Genomic DNA, 400 nt, shown 5'->3' with positions numbered 1-400 from the left:
TCCACTGACAGATCAGCTTAAAAATTTAGGCTGCACCATTCACATAGAAACTTCCGGCGCTTATGAAATGAGCGGAATTTTAGACTGGATCACACTTTCTCCTAAAAAAACGGGTCTTCCAAAAAATGAAATTTACAATGTACCGCATGAACTAAAAATGATCATTTTTAACAACAGTGATTTTTTATTTGCAGCAGAACAGGCTGAGAAAGTGAATGATAACTGTAAATTATATCTTCAGAGCGAATGGAGTAAGCGTGATGAAATGTATCCGAAAATGACAGAATTCGTAATGAAAAATCCAAAGTGGCAGGTTTCAGTACAAACACATAAGTATCTAAATATTCCGTAAATTTATTTTTCCAAACAAAATTTAGATGCAGAGACTTCGATATTCGCG

The 400-nt window shown here is 34.5% G+C and carries 1 pseudogene; it reads left to right on the top strand.

The window, feature by feature from the left end:
• Positions 1–352: pseudogene (locus D7Y04_RS43295) on the top strand (hypothetical protein); the annotation flags it as partial.
• Positions 353–400: the final 48 nt, after the last annotated feature.

The organism is Corallococcus sp. AB038B (assembly GCF_003668955.1).
Classification (GTDB): Bacteria; Myxococcota; Myxococcia; order Myxococcales; family Myxococcaceae; genus Corallococcus; species Corallococcus exiguus.
Note: the sequence above shows the minus strand (reverse complement) of the source record. Positions and strands in the feature narration are given on the sequence as shown.